At 30.5% G+C, this 21,310-nt stretch carries 19 protein-coding genes, 2 pseudogenes and 1 riboswitch; of the genes and pseudogenes, 18 read left to right on the top strand and 3 right to left on the bottom strand.

Annotation, left to right across the window (positions count from 1 at the left end):
- Positions 1-260 precede the first annotated feature (260 nt).
- On the bottom strand, positions 261-569 hold the full coding sequence (locus B8869_RS12515; RefSeq protein ID WP_084231361.1) for a TraX family protein: 309 nt from the start codon (positions 567-569) through the stop codon (positions 261-263).
- 21 nt (positions 570-590) lie between these two features.
- Here B8869_RS12515 and B8869_RS09345 point away from each other — a divergent pair, with 21 nt between their 5' ends.
- Positions 591-1,259: a TMEM164 family acyltransferase gene (locus tag B8869_RS09345; RefSeq protein ID WP_084231360.1), complete on the top strand. Its 669-nt coding sequence runs from the start codon at positions 591-593 to the stop codon at positions 1,257-1,259.
- Positions 1,260-1,294: 35 nt separating this feature from the next.
- Here the strand turns inward: B8869_RS09345 and B8869_RS09340 are convergent, their stop codons facing one another.
- Entirely contained in the window at positions 1,295-3,064 is a 1,770-nt protein-coding gene (locus B8869_RS09340; RefSeq protein WP_084231359.1) for a sigma-54 interaction domain-containing protein, read from the bottom strand.
- A gap of 156 nt (positions 3,065-3,220) precedes the next feature.
- Here B8869_RS09340 and B8869_RS09335 point away from each other — a divergent pair, with 156 nt between their 5' ends.
- The 17 genes and pseudogenes from B8869_RS09335 (at position 3,221) to B8869_RS09260 (ending at position 20,321) form a co-directional block, all read left to right on the top strand.
- Complete coding sequence (locus B8869_RS09335) at positions 3,221-4,462, top strand: L-cysteine desulfidase family protein (RefSeq protein ID WP_084231358.1); 1,242 nt, start codon at positions 3,221-3,223, stop codon at positions 4,460-4,462.
- Positions 4,463-4,558: 96 nt separating this feature from the next.
- Positions 4,559-5,740, top strand: coding sequence for a dicarboxylate/amino acid:cation symporter (locus B8869_RS09330; protein WP_084231357.1), 1,182 nt, complete (start codon positions 4,559-4,561; stop codon positions 5,738-5,740).
- 172 nt (positions 5,741-5,912) lie between these two features.
- Positions 5,913-6,881: a cell envelope integrity TolA family protein gene (locus B8869_RS11515; protein WP_144017985.1), complete on the top strand. Its 969-nt coding sequence runs from the start codon at positions 5,913-5,915 to the stop codon at positions 6,879-6,881.
- 62 nt (positions 6,882-6,943) lie between these two features.
- Positions 6,944-7,174, top strand: coding sequence for a DUF1653 domain-containing protein (locus B8869_RS09320; RefSeq protein ID WP_084231356.1), 231 nt, complete (start codon positions 6,944-6,946; stop codon positions 7,172-7,174).
- 117 nt (positions 7,175-7,291) lie between these two features.
- Positions 7,292-9,361: an elongation factor G gene (gene fusA, locus B8869_RS09315; RefSeq protein WP_084231355.1), complete on the top strand. Its 2,070-nt coding sequence runs from the start codon at positions 7,292-7,294 to the stop codon at positions 9,359-9,361.
- A 141-nt stretch (positions 9,362-9,502) separates the two neighbouring features.
- Positions 9,503-10,491, top strand: a pseudogene (locus tag B8869_RS09310) (IS30 family transposase).
- Between the two features lie 150 nt (positions 10,492-10,641).
- A complete protein-coding gene (locus B8869_RS11610; protein WP_159445259.1) occupies positions 10,642-10,785 on the top strand; it encodes a hypothetical protein in 144 nt (47 codons plus the stop codon).
- The gene (locus B8869_RS09305; protein WP_084231354.1) at positions 10,778-12,490 is read left to right on the top strand and encodes an ABC transporter ATP-binding protein/permease; all 1,713 of its coding nucleotides are present in this window, start codon (positions 10,778-10,780) and stop codon (positions 12,488-12,490) included. The genes B8869_RS11610 and B8869_RS09305 overlap by 8 nt, the downstream gene beginning before the upstream one ends.
- On the top strand, positions 12,487-14,139 hold the full coding sequence (locus B8869_RS09300; RefSeq protein WP_084231353.1) for an amino acid ABC transporter ATP-binding/permease protein: 1,653 nt from the start codon (positions 12,487-12,489) through the stop codon (positions 14,137-14,139). Before B8869_RS09305 ends, B8869_RS09300 begins: the two co-directional genes overlap by 4 nt.
- A 10-nt stretch (positions 14,140-14,149) precedes the next feature.
- Complete coding sequence (locus B8869_RS09295; protein ID WP_084231352.1) at positions 14,150-14,992, top strand: helix-turn-helix domain-containing protein; 843 nt, start codon at positions 14,150-14,152, stop codon at positions 14,990-14,992.
- Between the two features lie 305 nt (positions 14,993-15,297).
- The gene (locus tag B8869_RS09290) at positions 15,298-15,654 is read left to right on the top strand and encodes an NEAT domain-containing protein (protein WP_159445258.1); all 357 of its coding nucleotides are present in this window, start codon (positions 15,298-15,300) and stop codon (positions 15,652-15,654) included.
- Positions 15,655-15,699: 45 nt separating this feature from the next.
- Entirely contained in the window at positions 15,700-16,506 is an 807-nt protein-coding gene (locus tag B8869_RS09285; protein ID WP_144017984.1) for an ABC transporter ATP-binding protein, read from the top strand.
- A gap of 19 nt (positions 16,507-16,525) precedes the next feature.
- Positions 16,526-16,885 (top strand): YbaN family protein, encoded by a 360-nt coding sequence (locus tag B8869_RS09280; protein ID WP_084231350.1) that lies wholly within the window; start codon positions 16,526-16,528, stop codon positions 16,883-16,885.
- 235 nt (positions 16,886-17,120) lie between these two features.
- A complete protein-coding gene (locus tag B8869_RS09275; protein ID WP_084231349.1) occupies positions 17,121-17,378 on the top strand; it encodes a chorismate mutase in 258 nt (85 codons plus the stop codon).
- A 25-nt stretch (positions 17,379-17,403) separates the two neighbouring features.
- The gene (locus B8869_RS09270; protein WP_084231348.1) at positions 17,404-18,780 is read left to right on the top strand and encodes a L,D-transpeptidase family protein; all 1,377 of its coding nucleotides are present in this window, start codon (positions 17,404-17,406) and stop codon (positions 18,778-18,780) included.
- Between the two features lie 8 nt (positions 18,781-18,788).
- Positions 18,789-19,499 (top strand): TraX family protein, encoded by a 711-nt coding sequence (locus B8869_RS09265; RefSeq protein ID WP_084231347.1) that lies wholly within the window; start codon positions 18,789-18,791, stop codon positions 19,497-19,499.
- A gap of 32 nt (positions 19,500-19,531) precedes the next feature.
- A riboswitch (FMN riboswitch) is annotated at positions 19,532-19,649 on the top strand.
- Positions 19,650-19,721: 72 nt separating this feature from the next.
- Complete coding sequence (locus B8869_RS09260; protein WP_084231346.1) at positions 19,722-20,321, top strand: ECF transporter S component; 600 nt, start codon at positions 19,722-19,724, stop codon at positions 20,319-20,321.
- Between the two features lie 199 nt (positions 20,322-20,520).
- Here B8869_RS09260 and B8869_RS09255 read toward each other — a convergent pair.
- A pseudogene (locus B8869_RS09255) lies at positions 20,521-21,094 on the bottom strand (transposase).
- Between the last annotated feature and the right edge of the window lie 216 nt (positions 21,095-21,310).

The following is a 21,310-nucleotide window of genomic DNA, read 5'->3' as shown; positions in this document are numbered from 1 at the left end:
GCAACTATTTTTTCGTTGTAGAAGAAATAAAATGCCATTGGTATAATGAGGTCATAGTGGTCATAATCAGTGCCAAAATATGTTGTGATTGAGCTAAGCAATACACTTGTAATAATTTAAAATAGCATATATAATTTTTCAAATTTAAGTTTGAGCGTATCTATAATCTAAAGATTTATCAAACTCAATGTCAAAGTGAAAACATATTTTGAATTGATGACTCAAAATAAATTCCGAGTATAAACATATCGTAAGGAATTTCAGATATAAGTGCAAAAATTATCGAGTTTAGCAGGTATTTTTTTCTTTGAATGGGTGTGCTTAAAACCTTCTACCAAAAGAAATAGGAGAATTGGAAAAGCGATTCTACCAAGTATTGCAAATATACTTTGTAAAATAATTAATAGAATGTTTGAATTTTCGGAATCAATTAAATAATTTAACAAGATTCTCTTGTTTAAGTGATCTATAAACATAGAAATCATAGCAATCCATTTTAATTGAGCTGAATTTAAGTGTTTAATATTTAGAGAGTTTCCTATAAAATAGAAGTTATAATTAGTATACATAAGTTAGGATGGAAATTAAATATGGAGAATTTTTTTAGATACAATGTGGATGGGAGTGCGAGTATAAATATAATGCTAATAAGATTGGCACTTATATTTTCAATTATATTTGCATACTATTTTAGAAATAGTGAAACATTGTTGAAATGGTCTTTGAATTTAGGAACAGCTATACAACTGTTGATGTTATATTGGTATTTAGGAAATGTAGAACTCTTTTTAAAAGAGGGATTACCACTTTTTCATTGTAGACTTTCAGCTATAATGATGTTTTTTGGATACTATACAAACAGCCAGAAGATTACTAAGTATTTTTCTTGGCTGGGAGTTATAGGGGCAATAATTGCTTTTACTTTTCCAGATCCTTCGCCATATGTATGGCCGCATGTGACCAATGTAACTTTTGTTGGAAGTCATATTTTCTTGGTAATTAGTGGCGTAATTATAATAAATAAAAAGAATATTTATTTGAGCACAAGAGACACTCTAAAGCTGACATTTATCATGAATACAATTCTAATGACTACAAATTTACTTATTCATAGCAATTATGGCTATTTAAGTGAGCTACCAACTTTCATTGGTATAAAACTTCCAAGAGCTGCACTTTTTTTCTTAATGACAATGTGCATATCTCTTATAATCATTATGTTGGAGAAAAAGCAATCAGATTTACAATCTAATAATTAAATCAAAAACTCCTATTTCAATATGAAGTAGGAGTTTTATAATAAATTATATCTATATAGTTTTCTATAGAGTGTTGATAAATTTATTTTGAGTATATCAGCTATTTGTTGTTTTGATTTTGTAGATGAGCCATATTGTTCAACCATATTTTTTAAAATTATCTTTTCGTAACTATCCAATTGTTCTTGTAGGGAAGTTTGTGATACATTTTTAGGTACATTCACTTCGGTTTGAACTGTAGTTGGCGATAGATGGTTTGGTAAAAGAGACTCATCTATTATATTGTTTTCAGAAATATTTACTAAAAACTCAATGATATTTTCCAACTGTCTTATATTTCCTTCCCAGTTCATATTTTGAAAGATATTTAAAATAGAATCTGAAAAAGTTTTAGGAGGTTTATTTAGTTTAGAACAATATTCTTCAAGTTTGCAGTTTGCTATTAAAGGAATATCACTTTTTCTATCTCGTAGAGGGGGTATATTTATTGGAATTACACTAAGTCTAAAATATAAATCCTCTCTAAATTCATTATTTTTAACCATCTTTTCTAAATTTCTATTTGTTGCAGTAATAAGTCTAAAATTCACTTCAATAGTTTTTTTACCACCAAGTCTTACAAATCTTCCGTCTTGCAAGACACGAAGTAGTTTTGGTTGAAGATGGATTGGCAAGTCTCCAATTTCATCCAAAAATAGAGTTCCACCGTTTGCCAATTCAAAACGACCCACTTTACCAGATGAATTAGCGCCTGTAAAAGCACCTTTTTCATATCCAAACAATTCACTTTCCAACAGATTGTCCGGAATTGAGGCACAGTTTATTACTATGAAAGGATTGTTTTTTCTTTCAGAGTGGTTGTGGATGGCTCTAGCAAATAATTCTTTTCCAGTGCCACTTTCACCTTGAATCATAACCGATGAGCTACCTTTAGAAATTTGTTTTGCAAGAGTGATGGTATTATTTATTGCAATGCTGTCTCCGAGAATATCATCAAAGGTTAGAGTGGAGTTGCTCTCTATGATGTTGTACGCATTTTTAACTATATTCACATATTTAGAAATTTGAAAAATATAACTTTCAACATTGCCGTTTACAAAATTTTCTATAGTTTTGACTAAGTATTCATTAGAATTTCGGGCATGTTTTAGAGAGAGTTTTTGGCTTTGAGACGACTGGTTAAAGTTGTCAAATATGTCACATATATTTTTATTCAATAAGTTTTTAGGTTCTATGCTCAAAAAATCATACACTTTATGGTTATAATTTTGAATTCTCATATTTTTATCGGCAAATAGTATTGCACTATCAAGAGAGTTTACAATATTTGATATTTCTTGATTTTTCAAAGATATATCATTGATAGTTTGCTCATATTGTAAGTTTCTTGACATTAAAAGACTTAGCTTGGATAAGAACTTGGTTATACTCTCATAATTTTTATAAATTGAATCACGTTGTTTTTGTGTGAAAGCTATCAAACCAATAACTCCTAAAACTTCACCTGTATCACTGAAAATGGGGTAGCCAATAGAAGCCATTTCTTCACATTTATCTAAGTAGGTACAATTTTTACACCTATCACTTAAATTTTTTTCAATTATACTTTCAAACGATTTGCTATGTAGTATGTGCTCATAGGAACATCCCTTGGGAAGTTGTTCACCTATTAAATCTTTATAGTTTCCAGTAGCTGCAATACGTCTCAAATCCTTGTTGACTATGGTGACTTCTACTTGGAGTATGGAAGCTATTGCATCAGCTATATCTTGTACAGAATTTTTAATTTGATCTATTTCAAACATTTTATCACCTAAGTAGATAGTATATATAAATTTGCAAAAATGCAAATAAAATTCTCAAATTTGCAAAAACAAAAAACAAAAAGTGTTTTTATATTGCATTTTGTAATTAGAAATTGGCACGAAATTTGCTATTAATATTAGTAAAGGGGGTTAAGTATGGATTATATAAGTTATATGAAAAAGGAATTAGTTCCTGCGTTTGGTTGCACAGAGCCTATAGCTTTGGCATACGCTTCAGCTGTTGCGAGAGAAATTTTAAATAAGGAACCTGAAAAGATATTCGCAAATGTTTCAGGTAATATAATAAAGAATGCCAACTCTGTAACAGTGCCGGGAACTGATGGAAGAAAGGGTCTAGCTATATCTATAGTTGCAGGTGCATTTCTTGGAGATGCTTCAAAACAGTTGGAGGTTTTATCTGGAGTAGATAAAGCTAAATTGGACGATTGTGATAAGAAGATAGAGTCTGGAATAATTGATATTCAATTAAAACCGGGAGTTGCTAATTTATACATTGATATAAAATTAGTGGCAGGAGAAGAGTCTTCAAGAGTAGTTGTACAAGGTGGACATACAAACATAATTCTCAAAGAGAAAAACAATGAAGTAATCTACGAAAAGGGATTAGAGAGCGAAGATGAATGTAAAATTGATTTTTCTTTTGAAAAAATTTATGATTTTGCAAAGACTTGTGATTATTCTGAAATAAAAGATATTTTGGATTTAGAAGTTGAATACAATATTGCAATTGCTAAAGATGGAATTGAAAATAGTTGGGGATCTAATATAGGAAAATTAATTTTAAATAGTTGTCATGATAATTCTACTGAAAAGTTAGTTGCGTATGCAGCTGCCGGTTCTGATGCGAGAATGGCGGGTTCAGAAAAGCCTGTTGTAATTAATTCTGGAAGTGGAAATCAAGGTATAACTGTCTCTGTACCAATAATTTTATACGCAAAAGACAAGAAATTTTCAGAGGATGAACTATACAGAGCACTTGTATTTGCAAATTTGATTGGTTTGTATTTAAAACAAGGTATAGGAAAACTATCTGCTTATTGTGGAGTTGTATCAGCAGCTTCTGCATCAGTTTGCGGAATAGGATACTTAAATAATGAACCTGTTGAAATTTTAAAGGGAATACTATCTAATGCCTTAGCTGTAAATTCTGGAATTATATGTGATGGAGCTAAGCCAAGTTGTGCTATGAAGATTGCCTCAAGTTTGAGAAATGCATTCTTAGCTTACGAGCAAGCCAAGACAGAAAATTCATTTGAAGCAGGGGATGGAATAGTTAAAGCCACTTTAGATGAAACAATAGAAACTGTAAGTAATATTGCAAGATACGGGATGAAGACTACGGACGAAGTAATCTTAAATGAAATGTTAAAAAAATAAATTGTAGAGAATTATTAAAAGATAATACAATACGGTTGTAAAAGATATTAGAAAATTATATCATAGTCTAATAACTTTATTTCATGAGGAGGAAATATGAAAAAGAAGTCTTTTTTTAACACATTAGTTTTCAAACTGATTGTGGGATTAGCAGTAGGTATTTTGGTCGGATCTGTAGCTTCTGCCGAAATAATAGTTGTAATAGATGCAATTAAGTCTATTCTAAGCAATCTTATAAGCTACGTTGTTCCTTTAATAATACTTGGATTTATAACACCGGCAATAGTGTCTTTAAAAGATAATGCAGGTAAAATTCTAAGTACAACATTAATTATTTGCTATATATCTTCAGTTGGAGCAGCACTTTTTAGTTTAGTAACAGGTAGAATGATAATTCCTAACTTAAACATAGCAAGTAATGTTGGAGAAGGTAGAGCTATTCCAGAATCTGTATTCTCTCTTAGCTTTAGCCCTATAATGCCAGTTATGACAGCACTTGTAACAGCTGTTTTAATAGGCCTTGCAGTAATTTGGACTAAGTCAAAAGTTTGGGAAGAACTTTTAAATGATTTTAATGCTATGGTTTTAAAAATCGTAGATAAAGTTGTTATAAACATACTTCCACTATACATTGGAACTACTTTTGCAGAACTTTCATACGAAGGAGTTATAATCAGAGAATTACCGGTTTTCTTGAAGATAATTCTAATTGTAATAGTAGGTCACTTTATTTGGTTGACACTTCTTTACTCTTTAGGTGGATTATTCTCAAAAACTAATCCAAAAGAAGTTTTCAAACACTATCTACCAGCGTATTTAACAGCTCTTGGAACTATGTCATCTGCAGCAACACTATCAGTTGCCTTAAAATCAGCGGGCAAGTCTAAGACTTTGGATCCGGAAATTAGAGATTTCGTAATTCCAATTTGCTCTAACACTCACTTATGTGGATCTGTATTAACTGAAACATTCTTTGTAATGACAGTATCTCAAATTTTATACGGTAAAATGCCAGAACTATCAAGCATGATTTTATTCTGCTTCCTATTAGGTATTTTCGCTATAGCAGCTCCAGGGGTACCAGGGGGAACAGTTGTAGCATCTCTAGGACTTATAACATCAGTATTAGGATTTAACGATGCTGGAACAGCACTTATGTTATCTATATTTGCATTACAAGATTCTTTTGGTACTGCATGTAACGTAACAGGAGATGGAGCTATAGCTTTAATGGTTACTGGTATATTCAACAAAGTTCCAGGTAGAAATGGAAATTAAATTATTTTAAATTAAATATTACAAGATATCGTAGTTAATGTTAGCTACGATATTTTTATGTGAAGATTTCTAAGTAAAATCAAAGTATAACTTAAAAAATTCTGTAGAACCTTGACAGAAATAGAATATTGTTAGATTATTATAGAATAAGAAATTTTAGGAGGATGAAATAATGAAAAAATTATTACCAGTAGCATTAGCAACAGTTATTTTAGCAAGTTCAGCTATGCCTGTTGCAGCAGTAGAAGTGAAAGATACAAAGGATGTTAAAGCTGTTGTTGAACAACTTAACAAAGAGGCAGAAAAGAAACCTATGGCTGAAATGGCTAAAGTTGTAGTATCTCCTCAAAAAGTAAACTTAAATGGAAAAGATGTTACTATCGCAGGATACAATATCAATGGAGAAAACTATTTCAAGTTAAGAGATTTAGCAATGATTTTAAACGAAACATCTTCAAAATTCTCAGTTGACTATACTGAAGGAAAAGTTGTTTTAACATTAGGAAAAGAATATAAATCAGAAACTAAAGAAGTTAAACCTTTAGAAGAAAAAGTTACTGCAGAACTTACTAATGACAAAGTTTATATCGTAAAAGAAGAAGCTAAAAAAGAAGTAAAACCAGAAGTAAAGGCTGAAGCAAAAGAAGAAGCTAAAAAAGAAGTAAAGCCAGAAGTAAAGGCTGAAGCAAAAGAAGAAGCTAAAAAAGAAGTAAAACCAGAAGTAAAGGCTGAAGCAAAAGAAGAAGCTAAAAAAGAAGTAAAACCAGAAGCAAAAGCTGAAGTAAAAGAAGAAGCTAAGAAAGAAGTAAAACCAGAAGCAAAAGCTGAAGCAAAAGTTGAAGGAAATCTTTTAGAAGCAAAAGCTTACAAAATAAACGGAAACAACTACTTCAGATTAAGAGACGTTGCAAAAGCTCTTAACATAGCTAAGGTTGAATACAATGAAGCTGAAAATAAAGTAGTTATATCAACTGAACTAAAGGCTGAAACAAAAGAAGAAGCTAAAAAAGAAGTAAAGCCAGAAGCGAAAGAAGAAGCTAAAAAAGAAGTAAAACCAGAAGCAAAAGAAGAAGCTAAAAAAGAAGTAAAACCAGAAGCAAAAGAAGAAGCTAAAAAAGAAACAAAAACTGAAGTAAAATAAATAAAATATTTTTGATTAGGTCGATTTAATCGGCCTAATTTTTACATAAACGTAGAGGTAATATGAGAGAAGTTTTATTAAATAGAAATTATAGACATTTTAAAGGGAAAATGTATAAAGTTTTAAACTTGGCAATACATAGTGAGACCAGAGAAAAATTGGTGATATATCAAGCCCTATATGATGACTACGGTATATTTGCAAGACCTTATGAAATGTTTGTATCAGAAGTAGACAAAATTAAATACCCGGAAGCAGAACAAAAATATAGATTTGAATTATTAGAAGAATAGACTATATAAAATAAAAATACTGTTTTATAATATCTGAATAAATTAAAAACGTATAAAAATTATTAATTCTGTGGTATAATCAAATAGTAAAACGATTTCAACTATAGGAGGATAGATATGAAGGTATATAAAACTGAACAGGTTAGGAATTTAGCTTTGGTAGGACACAGTGGTAGTGGTAAGACTAATCTTACAGAAGCTATGTTATTTCAAAGTGGTGCTACTAAGAGATTGGGAAGTGTTTCAGAAAAGAACACAGTAAGTGATTTTTCTAAAGAAGAAATGGAAAGAGGCACTTCAATAGGAACATCAATAATACCTGTTGAATGGAGAAATACAAAAGTAAATATCATTGATACTCCTGGATATCTTGACTTTATTGGAGAAGCTTATGGAGCTTTGAGAGCATCTGAGGCAGCTCTTATGGTTATAGATGCAACTTCAGGAATTGAAGTTGGAACAGAGAGAATGTGGAAATATACTGAGAAAATAGGACTTCCAAGAATTATATTCATCAATAAGATAGATGGGGAAAACGTAAATTTCAGAAGATTAATGGAAGAGCTTGAAGACAGATTCGGAAAGAAAGTAATTCCTTTTTCAGTACCTATAGGAGAGGGAGAAGACTTTATAGGAGTTACAGATGTAATCTATCAAAAAGGATTTAGATATAAAGATGGAGCTCCTGAAGAAATAGAACTTACTCACGACCAAGTCAAAGCTACTGAAAGAATGTACGAAGAAATTGCAGAAGTAGTTGCAAGTTCTGACGAAGTTCTAATGGAAAAATATTTTTCTGGAGAAAAATTTACTAGAGAAGATTTACTAAGAGGGGTTACAACAGCTCTATTAGAAGGGGATGCAGTTCCACTATTAGTTGGTTCTGGTGAAAAGGGAATAGGTATAGATATTCTTTTAAACACTATAATAAACTATATGCCAGCACCAGATGACCAAAGAGCTCACTTAGGTTTCAGACACGTTGAAGGTGAAGAGAGAACTGTTTCTGAAAAAGAACCTTTCTCAGCAGGAGTTATAAAAACTATAACTGACCCATTTGTTGGAAAGATAACAATATTTAAAGTCATTTCAGGAAAAATAACTAAGGATACTATGTTATACAACTCAACAAAAGAACAAAGTGAAAAATTAGGTGGATTGTACTTAGTAAGTGGTAAAACTCAAAGCGAAATAAGTGAGATATACGCAGGAGATATAGGTGCTACAACAAAACTTGCACACACAGAAACAGGAGATACTCTTTGCGATAAGAATCACGTAGTTAAGTTTAAATCTACTAAATTCCCACAACCAGTTCTTTTCTATGCAATAGAAGCTAAGACAAAAGGTGACGAAGAAAAACTATCAACTTCATTGAGAAGATTAAAAGAAGAAGATCCATCAATTGTAATCGAAAGAAACTCAGAAACTAAGCAATTGACAATAGGCGGACAAGGAAAAGTACAATTAGATGTAATTCTTGAAAAATTAAAGAATACTTTTGGAGTTGAAGTTAATATAGTTCCATTTATCATTCCTTATAGAGAAACAATAAAAGGAACAGCATCAGTTCAAGGTAAACATAAAAAACAATCAGGTGGAGCAGGACAATACGGAGACGTTTGGATTAGATTTGAACCATCTGACGAAGATTTCATATTTGACGAAGAAGTATTTGGAGGAGCTGTACCAAAGAACTACTTCCCAGCAGTTGAAAAAGGTATTATCGAATCAAAAGAACATGGTGTGCTAGCAGGATATCCTGTAACAAACTTTAAAGCAGTTTTATATGATGGTTCTTACCATGATGTTGACTCAAACGAAGTTTCATTTAAGTTAGCTGCGAACATAGCGTTTAAAAAAGGTATGGAAGAAGCTAAGCCTGTGCTATTAGAACCGATAGTTAAAGTGGAAGTTGTAGTTCCAGACACATATCTTGGAGATGTAATGGGAGATATGAACAAGAGACGTGGTAGAATACTTGGAATGGACCAACAAAGCGATGGAACTCAACTATTAATTGCAGAGGCGCCTCAAGCTGAAATGTTTGAATATTCAATAGACCTTAGAGCACTAACTCAAGGTAGGGGAATCTTCACTATGGAATTTGCAAGATATGAAGAAGTTCCATCAAATATAGCAGAAAAAGTTATAGAAGAAGCTAAGGCTAAAAAAGAACATAAATAAAATTTTTAAGAGCTGACTTGTGTCGGCTCTTTTTATATAGATAATTTATCATAACAAGTGCAACATAAATAAACTCATAGCTAATCAGCTGTGTTAATATGTAAGTGACCAAACAAAACATATTAAAAGGAGTGATTAACTATGAGCTATAACCATCTTACCATAGAAGAAAGATCTTGTATTTACCAATTTTTAAATTTAGGAATGAGTATAAGGAAAATTGCACAAGCACTTAAAAGGTCACCTAGTACAATATCTAGAGAAATTAAAAGAAATTCATCTAAGATAAAAGTTAGTAGGGGAAGTTACACTAAGTACTTTCCGATAAAGGCAAATGATAAATATATTGATAGAAGAAAAGACTGCCATAGAAAAAGTAAATTTTCTAAAGATGTTATTGATTATTTAACTGTAAAGATTAACGAACATTGGTCCCCTGAACAAATATCAAATAGAAACACAAATGAGATTCATGAATTACCATCTACATCAACGATATATAGAATGATACACGCCAAAAAGCTGCCAAAAACTAGTATGAAAAATTTGAGAAGAAAAGCTAAATTTAAAAGGCCAGCAGAAAAAAGAGGAAAATTCAATGATAAAGGTAGAACAATTAAGAAAAGACCTAAAGAGATATACAGAAGGCAAGAATTAGGCCACTGGGAAGCAGATACAGTGGAATCAGGCAGATTAGATCATAAAAGGAAAAGTAGATGTTGTTTCGTAACTTTAGCAGAAAAGAAAATCTAGATATTATATAGCAATCCTAGTTGAAAATAGAAAGTCGGAAAGCGTAACACCAGCAATAATAAATGCATTAAAAGATTATCCAAAAGAATTAGTAAAAACAATAACCTTTGATAGAGGTAAAGAATTTTCAGAATTTGAGAAAATAGAAAAAGAATTAGGATGCAAAACTTATTTTTGTGATCCCTATTGTGCATGGCAAAAAAGGTACAAATGAAAATAGTAACGGACTTTTGAGGGAGTTTTATCCTAAGGGTATGGATTTATCAGAAGTGAATATTGATGAATTAAATTATAACTTAAGTTTAATGAATAATAGACCTAGAAAATGTATAAAATATAAAACACCTAAAGAAGAACTTTTTGGTCTCTTACCATAGGTGTTGCATTTGATTTGACAATTCGTCTATACAAATTTAACAAAAACAAATGATATTTCATATCAAAATAATTTACTATTTGAAAAATCTCTGATATAATCTTGAAGTATAGAAATAGGTTCTGTCTACCCGGCAGAGAGGAGAAAAACTTTGAAACCTATTTTAAAAAAGAAAAAAAATATTTTTAACAAAGAAGAGCAGTTTATTTACAAACTGACTTTCATACAACATTTTTCTAAAGAAGGTATAGAATACTTTGTTTCACCAGTTGATCTGGAGGTAGCTAATGATTAATAAAAAGTTACTTGGGATTATGGAAAAAGAAAAAGTATATATACTTTATTTAATCATACTAAAAATTGTTGCACTTCTACTAAATGTTGGAATGATATATTGCGTAGCTTATTCAATTGCAAATGTTATTTATAGCAATCAAATCGAATGTAAATTAATAGTAGGACTATTGCTAATTATATTCTTACAGATAGGTGTAATTAAATTAATTAGCGCTCTTTCTAATGAATTATCATGTAAGGTAAAAGAAAAAATAAGAATAAAATTATTCGATAAAGTTTACAGCTACGGAATGAGATATTCAAAAAACTTTAATATAGCTGAAATATCACAACTTTCTGTGAATGGTATTGAAAATTTAGAGGTATATTTTAGCTCTTTCATTCCTCAATTAGTTTATTCTATGATTTCGCCAATAATCTTATTTATTTTTCTAATGAAGATTAACAAAGTAATAGCCATAGCTTTAATTGTATTGGTACCTTTGATTCCAATAGCTATTATGTTAGTTCAAAAATTAGCTAAAAAAATAAATTCTCAATATTGGGGAAGCTATGTAGATTTATCTGAAGTTTTTGTGGACTTTTTAGAGGGACTTACAACTTTAATTATCTTTGATGCAGATGAATCTCAAAATATAAAACTAAATAAATACGCGAGAGATTTTAGAATAAATACTATGAGAGTTTTGAGTATGCAGCTTAACAACATAACTGCTCTTGACATCATAGCTTATTCTGGAGCAGCTTTAGGTATTTTATTTAGTGCTTATTACTATTCAAATGATTTGATAAGTATAGAACAAGCCTTAATTGTAATTTTAATTTCATCCGAATTTTTCTTACCGCTTAGACTATTGGGTTCATTCTTCCATATAGCGATGAATGGCATGGGAGCTGTTGACCATTTGTTTAGAGTGATGGAAATGCCGGAAGAGAGACAAGGTAAAGAATATATCGACACCAAAACTCCAAGCATATCATTGAGAGATGTAAGTTTCTCGTATGACAAATCAAGACAAGTTTTAAATAATATAAATATGGAATTTAAATTTGGAACATTAAATTACTTGGTAGGTAAAAGTGGGTGTGGTAAATCAACAATAGCTTCTTTGATTATGAATTCTATAGTTCAAGATAAAGGTGAAATTTATTATGGAACTAAGAGAGATATAAGAGAAGAAGAAATTTTAAAAAATGCAACTTTAGTAACTAACAATCCATATTTATTTAAGGGCACACTTAGATATAATTTGCAAATGGGAAATGAGAATGTAACTGAAGATGAAATGTGGAATATTTTAGATAAGTTAGAACTTAAAGATTATTTCCTATCCGAGAATGGATTAGATACATTAATTTTGGAACAGGGGAATAATTTCTCTGGTGGACAAAGACAAAGAATAGCAATGGCAAGAGCTATTTTAAAGAACTCTCCAATATATATATTTGATGAAGCGACTTCAAATATTGATGCTGAAAGTGAAGATATAATTATGGAATTCATAAATGAATTAAAAAAACATAAGTTGATAATAATAATATCTCATAGATTAAAGCACTCAGTTGAAGCTGACAACATATATTATATGCAAAATTCAGAAGTCAAAGAACAAGGTAATTTTAAAGAGTTGATGGAATTAGATGGTGAATTTGCAAACTTATACAATTCACAAATTGCACTTGAAAATTGGAGGGTTAAATGAAAAAGATAAGAGAATATCTGATATTAGTAAAAAAATTGATAGTGCTAGTCAAACCTCTAAAAGGTGTAATGTTACTTGCAATTCTATTTGGAAGTTTAGGGCATATAATAGCAACAGCCATACCGTTTGTTGGCGGATATGGAATCATAAAAGTTCAAAGCATGGAATTTAATTTAAAGACTTTGGCGATACTTTTATTTGTTTTTGCTGTTTTAAGATCGATTTTAAGATACTTTGAACAATTATGTAACCACTATGTGGCGTTTAAAGTTTTGGAAATAATAAGGGATAAAATATTTAAAGCGTTAAGAAAACTTGCACCAGCGAAAATGGAAGGAATAGACAGTGGCGAGATGGTGTCCATAATCACATCTGATATAGAATTATTAGAAGTTTTCTATGCACATACAATATCTCCTGTGTCCATAGCTTTTGTTCACACAACTTTCTATGTGATATTGATGGCTCAGTTCAATTTACTATATGCAGTAGTGATATTAATTTTCCATTTAATAATGGCAATTGCAGTTCCTGTTATTACATCGAACAGGGCTAAAAACATAGGTGATGTTCAAAGAAAAGCAGTTAGTACATTGAATTCATCAATAATGGATACATTCTATGGAATAGGCGAATCAACTCAGTATTTTGCTGGCTCAAATAGAAGAGATGAAATGATTTTAAAGACTAAAAAGTTAAATTTAGCATCTAAAAAATTGAGTAAGATATATGGTGAAAACTTAGCTCTATCAAGTTCTGTAATTATGTTTGGAAACATTGTGTTTATAATCTGCGCAATGTATTTATACAGTAGGAGAATTGTAGATATGGTGGGCATAATAGTGCCTGTAATTATATTTATGAGTTCTTTTGGCCCGGTTTCAGCGCTATCAAATTTAGCCAATAATTTACTTACTACATTTGCGTGTGGGCAAAGAGTAGTTTCTCTATTAGAAGAGGAGCCTACAGTTGAAATTGTAGAAGATGGAAATGAAATTGAATTTGAAGAGTTGGGAATGAAAGGAGTGAATTTCTCTTATCAAGATGAAAAAGTTTTGGAAGATTTTAATCTAAATCTTAAAAAAGGAGAGATATTAGGTCTTTCAGGAAAGAGTGGGTGCGGTAAATCTACTGTTTTGAAGTTGATAATGAGATTTTATAATCCAGATGGTGGAAATATAAAAGAAAATGGAATAGATATTCAAAACATAAATACAAAAAATTTGAGAAAAAACCACACATATATCACTCAAAGCACACATCTTTTCAAGGGAACAATAGCAGATAATTTGAGAATAGCAAAAGAGAATGCAACTGATGACGAGATAATAGAAGCATGTAAAAAAGCATCGGTTCATGATTTCATAATGGAACTTCCTAATGGATATCAAACGCAAGTTGAAACTTTGGGGAGTTCATTATCCACAGGTGAAAAGCAAAGAATTTCCATTGCAAGAGGGTTTTTGCATGATGGAGATTTGATGCTACTTGATGAACCTACTTCAAATATAGATAGTTTGAACGAGGGGATAATTTTAAAATCGCTATGGGAGAAGACAAAGGACAAGGCTGTTGTGATTGTGAGTCATAAGCCGTCCACTCTTAGAATAGCTGATAGGATACAAAAAATAACAAGATTTGAGAATTAAAGAGGTTGAGATGGGAAATTTAGAAATTACAAACATACAAAAGTTATATCTTTTACATTTAAAGAATAATGAAAAAGATAATAATATAACTGCTGTAGCAAAAGCTTTTTCTTGTACTAAACCAAATTCAAAAAATATATTGGACAATATGATACGTGAGGGATTTCTTTACAAAGAAGAAAATAAATATAGACTTACTAAAATAGGTGAGAAGTATGCAAATGAGTTGGATGAGAATAGGTCAGAATTAGAATTATTTTTGAGCCAAGGTCTTAAGATTTGTCAGGAAGAGAGCGAAAAAATATCTTATGCACTACTTTCAGCTTCATTAGATGACTTATCAAAGAAGTTAATAAGTAAGTCTAAAAAGTTGGGACAATTTAAAAATAATAAAAAAATAAATTATGAAGATTTAGTTAATGTATTTGGAGATGGAGAGTATAGAGCAATGCTCTCCATAGAAAAATACAAATCGGATGATAAAGAATCCTTTAACCCTTTATCAATGGCTATGATGGGTTTTGAAGAAGAAGGTAGACTTTTGATATCCCACGAAGCTTACATTGTATTAGAGTCAAAAGTTATAAAACGACCTATACATGGTTATACTAAATCTGGAATAGTTACAGAATTATTTTATATAACAAATGGAGAAGAACACGTTATTGAATATAACAACAAAAAGTTTTATATACCGATAAGTATTTTTAAAGAATGGCACTTGATGGGTGGGCATATTTTAAAATCATCTATCAACTTAAATATAAGTTCCAAAATAGGTATTAGCAAAACGCACAAAGAAAAAGCTGACTTTATAATAATACTAGATTTATTAAATTTAGAAATATGTTAATGCAGGTTAATATTTAATTAATACACATTAACTTTTGAGATTATAGTTGGAATAAATTTAATAAATGGCTTATTTAGTAGAAAATATAAATTTTAAAACAAAAAATACTGTAAAGATATTGAAAAGAGTTAACTTAAGTTAACTCTTTTTTTTAATGAGAAACTATTTAAAAATTTATAGATAAATAATATCATTTAAAAGCAAAATAAATGATATTTATTATCAAACGGGTAGACAGAATCATAATTTAATATAGGAGGTTTGTATGACTAAGAAAAGTGTATGTTTTTTTTATTACTTTTATTTTGTTAATAGTTAATTTAAATTTCATACAAGCAGAAAAGATAGAAAAAGAATACAACGTAAGAGTTGAACTCTATAAAAAATACGAAGACACTAAATCTATGGGTGCGAAGGCTTTATCTAAATATGCAACGCTGATAGAGAATAATGGCAAGTACAGACTAAGGGTTAAATTTGTGCATTTAGAAGTGAACAACTTTGTTGGATATTTAGGTGAATTAGAAGTAGAGGAAAAAGCTGCAAAAGTTATTTCTGAATACGACATAACAGATGAATACAACGATAAGGTAAAAGGAACAGATAAAAAATTAAAAGGAAAATTATATCCAAAGGAATTGGAATTTGATTTTGATCCTTAGAAAGAATTTACTGACGCCAAAGTATATGTTCCGGTGATGGCATCCATGGGTTTTGGCACTCAAGATGTGAGAATTAAATTTATTAAGCTAAGTGTCGCAATAATTATTGCAAATCAACATGGCAAGAACCACGTGATTAGAGATTTATCTTTAAATTTTGAAAAGGGAAAGATAACTACTCTACTTGGTAGTAATGGGTGTGGGAGGAGTACATTATTTAAACTTTGCACAAAAGAATTGCCAATAAGACATGGGATGATAAAGTTAGATGGACAGAATATAGATAGCATAAAGCGAAAAGAATTTGCAAAGAAAGTATCTATAGTGCACCAACAAAATATAATTATGGGAGATATTGATGTTGAGAGTTTAGTTAGATATGGGAGAAATCCTTACTTATCTTTCATGCAAGGTTTAGGCGAGAAAGATAAGTATGAAATAGAAAATGCAATTAAACTCTGTGGACTTGAAGAAATCAGAACTAAATCTATAAATTCACTTTCTGGGGGACAACTTCAAAGAGCTTGGATAGCTATGTCCATAGCGCAAAAGACAGAAATTTTATTCTTGGATGAGCCAACTACATATTTGGACATAAAGTATCAAATTGAAATTTTGGAACTTGTAAAAAAACTTAATCGAGAATTATCGACCACCATAATCATGGTGTTACACGATATAAATCAAGCATTGCAGTACTCTGACGAAGTAGTTGGAATGTACAAGGGTAGAGTTGAGTTTAAGGGAGACCCTAATGTTGAGTTGATAGAGAGTTCAATGAGTAAAATTTATGGAACAGAGCTAAGTGTGGAGAGATTTAAAGACAGACTTATAGTTTTGCCGAAGATTTAATTTAGATTAGGAGTAGAATTTGAAAACAATATATATAATATTAGGTTTTATATTTTTAGGACTGGGAGTTATAGGAATCTATTTACCACTTCTTCCTACAACACCATTTCTTTTACTTGCAACGGCATGTTTTGCCAGAGGGTCTGAAAAATTTAATAAGTGGTTTTTACAGACTTCAATTTACAAAAATAATATAGAACCGTTGAAAAATAAAGAGGGAATGACAATAAAGAAAAAACTAAAAATAATGAGTATGATTACATTATTTTTAAGTATATCATTCATATTAATGCACAATTTACATGGAAGAATATGTTTGATTATAGTATTTTTAGCGCATTGTTACTATTTCTTTATGCGAGTTAAGACAATAGAATAGTGAAAAAATGGGAGGTGAAACTCCTATTTTTTATACAGACAATTAAAATATTGTTGCCATTTTGTATTAGATTTGTAATAAAAAATGAATTAAGCTGTGGTATTATTATTTAATGAAATGTAAGTAAATTTTGTTGTACTATAAGGCTTATAAAGTTTTAAGATAGGGCATAAAGGTTTAGGGGTATTAATAAAGAATATATTTTAGTGTTTTATTTAACTTTAAAGGTGATAGTATGAATGATTTAGAAAAAATGAGAATAGAAATAGATGAAGTAGATAGAAAAATAGTGGAACTGTTTGAAGAGAGAATAGACATTGCCAAGAGAATAGGTGCATGGAAAAAAGAAAATGGAATTGAAATTTTTGATTCAAACAGAGAAGAAAAAGTAATTGAAAAAGCAATATGCTATCTTAAAGACAAAAGCCAGAAATCAGAAATAGCCGATCTATTTCATAAGCTTATGGACATAAGCAAAGACATACAGAAGTAACATAGTTAATAGGTGAAGAGACAAGATGAAAAAATTATTTAAAGCAACATTTTTTTTAGTTTTATTGGTTGTAATTGCAATATATGCAGTTGGAGTAAATATATTTAAAAATAATTTTATGCCAAATACATATATAAATGGAAAAGATTTTGGATTGACGGATAAATCTAAGCTGTATGAGAACTACAATTCAAAATACGGTGAATACAAGTTAAAAATAGTAGAAAGAGATTCTGAAGAAACTATATATTCAAAGAGCTTTGACTATACAGACACTTTAGACAAGGGACAAACAGTTGAACAAAATTCACTATATTGGCCAGCATATATCTTAATAAGAAAAGATTATAAATTAAAAAATACTGCTAAATACGATGTAGAAAAGTTCAATCAAGTTTTAAGCAATTTAAAGATAAATACTGTGACAAGAATTGAACCGCAAGATGCAACAGTGGTATATGATGGAAATAGTTTTATAATAAAACCGGAAGTGTACGGAAATAAGATAAATACAGATTTATTTTCAAAAAAAGTGATGGCGGCTGTGCAAAATAGAGATGAAGTTTTAGATTTAGAAAAAGACGGAATTTATTATAATCCAATTGTGAAAAAAGATGATGAAAAATTGATTTCTCAAATGGAACAAAAAAATAATTTGAATAAATTTGAAATAACTTATGACTTTGCTGACAGAACAGAAGTGTTAAAGAATGAGGCTCTTGTAAATCTATATTCTCCAAATGAAAAGAATTTATTGGTGCCCGATATTGAAAAAGTTGAGCAGTATATAAAGTATATTGCAGGTAAGTACGATACTTTTAAAACAACTAGAGATTTTCAAACTACAGGACTTGGAATGGCGAGAGTGAGCGGAGGAATATACGGTTGGATGACTGATGTTAAATCAAGTACCGCTGAATTGGTTAAGGCTCTTGAAAATACAAAGACAGTTACCTTAAAACCTGTGTATAGATTAGAAGGATATAGAAGAGAGACAAATGATATAGGCAATTCTTATATAGAGATTGACTTAGGTAGACAACACATGTGGATGTATAAGGATGGACAAAAAGTCTTGGAAACTCCAATTGTATCTGGAAATCCAAACTTAGGAAATGCTACTCCAACAGGGACTCAAAAAGTTTGGGCAAAGGAAACAAACAGAATGTTAAAAGGTGCAACGTGGGAGTCGCATGTAAATTATTGGATGCCATTTGACTGGACAGGCTGTGGGCTTCATGATTCAACTTGGAGAAGCACTTATGGAGGTAGTATTTATAAATACAATGGTTCACATGGATGCGTAAATACTCCACCGTCAATAATGCCTACTCTATATTCAAATGCTTTTTATAATATGCCGGTTGTAGTATACGATTCAAATACTCAAATGGTAAGTTAGGAGAAATTATGAAAAAGGACTTGTTTAGTTCAAGCACTCTAAAGATAATAGCTATGGTTTGTATGTTAATAGATCATGTGGCAGCTGGACTTGTAAATAATGGCTTTTATGATGTAACTCTTTTGGGTATGAACAGCAGTGAGATTTCTCATATTATGAGAAGTATAGGAAGAATTGCATTTCCAATATTTCTATTTTTGCTAATTGAGGGATTTAACAGAACAAGAGATGTAAAGAAATATATTTTAAGGCTTCTTATATTTGCATTTATATCTGAAATACCTTTTAATATGGCGTTAAGAGGTAGTGTTTTTGACATAAGTAGTCAAAATGTTTATTTTGAATTATTTCTAATTTTAGCCATGCTGTATTGTCTTAAGACTTTTGAAGATAAATTTAAAGGCTTTAGTAAAATTTTAGTGAGGTTTATTATTATAGGAGCTTTTGCTCTTATATCTGAAGTTATAAAGGTAGATTATGGAGTGTATGGAATTGTTGCTGCAGCTATAATGTATACATTTAGCAATAGCAGAGAGGCAAGAGCATTATCAATAATCCCGGCGTTTGCTTTTGAAATGTTTATGCCGGCTGTTTTTTTAGCAAGTCCATTGGTGTATTTTTACAATGGAAAGAGAGGAATTAATTTAAAATATGTATTCTATGCATTTTATCCTCTACATTTAATTTTAATAGGAATTATTAGAATGAACCTATTGTAAAGTGACAAAAAGTATAGTATACTAAATTTAGTAAATATCTTCAGGGCAAGGTGAAATTCCTGACCGGCGGTAAAGTCCGCGAATCCTCTTTAGGATTGAACTTGTGAAATTCAAGTACCGACAGTAAAGTCTGGATGAAAGAAGAGATTGCAATCTAATTGTGATTGAATGCCCCGAAGTTTTGGGGCTTTTTTTGAGCCCAAATTTTTGGGAGGGTTATTTATGAATAAAGTTAACAGTAAGAGTAATGTCAAAGTGATGAGTAGAGTTGGGATGTTAAGTGCAATAGCATTTGTGCTTATGTTTTTTGAAGTGCCACTTACATTTATAGCACCATCTTTTATAAAACTCGATATTTCAGATTTACCAGCTTTGGTAGGTTCATTTACTATGGGACCTGTTGCAGCTATCGTGATAAGTGCATTAAAAAATATTTTACACATGACACTAAAGGGAACTTCTACAGGAGGAGTTGGAGAACTTTCTAACTTTATAATAGCTTCTGTAATGACAGTTACAGCTGGTGTTATCTATCAAAGACATAAGAGTTTTAAGGGAGCTATAGTTGGAATGTTAGTTGGTACAGTTGTTATGACAGTTGTTGCCATTTTATCTAATTATTATGTTGTATTCCCACTATATGCAAACTTTATGCCAATGGAAGCTATAATCGGAGCAGGAGCAGCAGTTAATCCTAAAGTTGATAGTCTATGGGCAATGATGATTTACTGTATGGTTCCGTTCAATTTGATTAAAGGTTTTGCAGTATCAGCAGTTACAATGCTTATATATAAAAAAATTAGCCCTATATTCAAAGGCTAACTAAAATTGTATCTAAACTTAAAAAGGCTCTATGTCAAATATTGGGGAGACTCGTTAACTCGAGTCTCTTTCTTTATGTAAAAATGGGCACATAGACGCTAATAAAGATATCAAAACTAAAATAGCAAAAAACAACTAAAAATAAGCATAGCAAATAAAACCCCTAGGGGTTTTGCAAATTTTCCCGTTTTCCTAATCTCTACTTACATGAAAACATAATTCTTTTTCTAAACAAGTCAAAATTTCTCATACCAAAACAATTTCTTTTTAATGTTTTTATCTTTGTATGAGTTCCTTCAAGAGGTCCATTTGACCAAGAGTAATCAAATGAATTACATATTTCTTCAAACCAGTTATTAAAAGAAGTGATACAAGATTTAAATTCTTTTAATTTTGATTCATCTGCTCTTTTTATCCATTCTCTTAAAGCTTTTTTAGCTCTAGTTTTGTTTGGCTGATTAAGTACATACTGGTACCCACAGGGCACACAGTAGAACAATTCTTTTAACTTGTATGCTTCTTTTAATTCCTTGTTAAGTTCAATCATAAGTGATACTTCATTAGCTTGTTCTGAAGTTAGCTTAGAGGCAGGTTTTGTAATTAAACTCTTACTTCTTTAAATATTTCCTAAGCTTTGATGATACATCCTTTTGTATTCTCTTTCTAACATTTTCTAATGCCCAGGATACTTGTCTTATGAAGTGGTACCTATCTATGATATGTATTGCGTTTTTAAAGAATGATTTCTTAACTGATTTAAATGTTTTAGACATATCACTTACAAAAAATTTTACTTCGTTTCTTTCTTTGTTTGGTAATTATTAATCAGTCCGAAATTTTTGGAAAACCTCTTGCAAAAGAATTAATTGATAGGGGAGCTAATGTAATTAATTTAAATTCAAAATGCGTTATAACTTTTGAAATTTTAAAAACTAGACCTGATATTTTGATTTCTGCTTCTGGAAATAAAGAATTTAAAATTCCCGAAG

The sequence above is a fragment of the Peptoniphilus asaccharolyticus DSM 20463 genome, assembly GCF_900176115.1.
GTDB classification, from domain to species: Bacteria; Bacillota; Clostridia; order Tissierellales; family Peptoniphilaceae; genus Peptoniphilus; species Peptoniphilus asaccharolyticus.
Note: the sequence above shows the minus strand (reverse complement) of the source record. Positions and strands in the feature narration are given on the sequence as shown.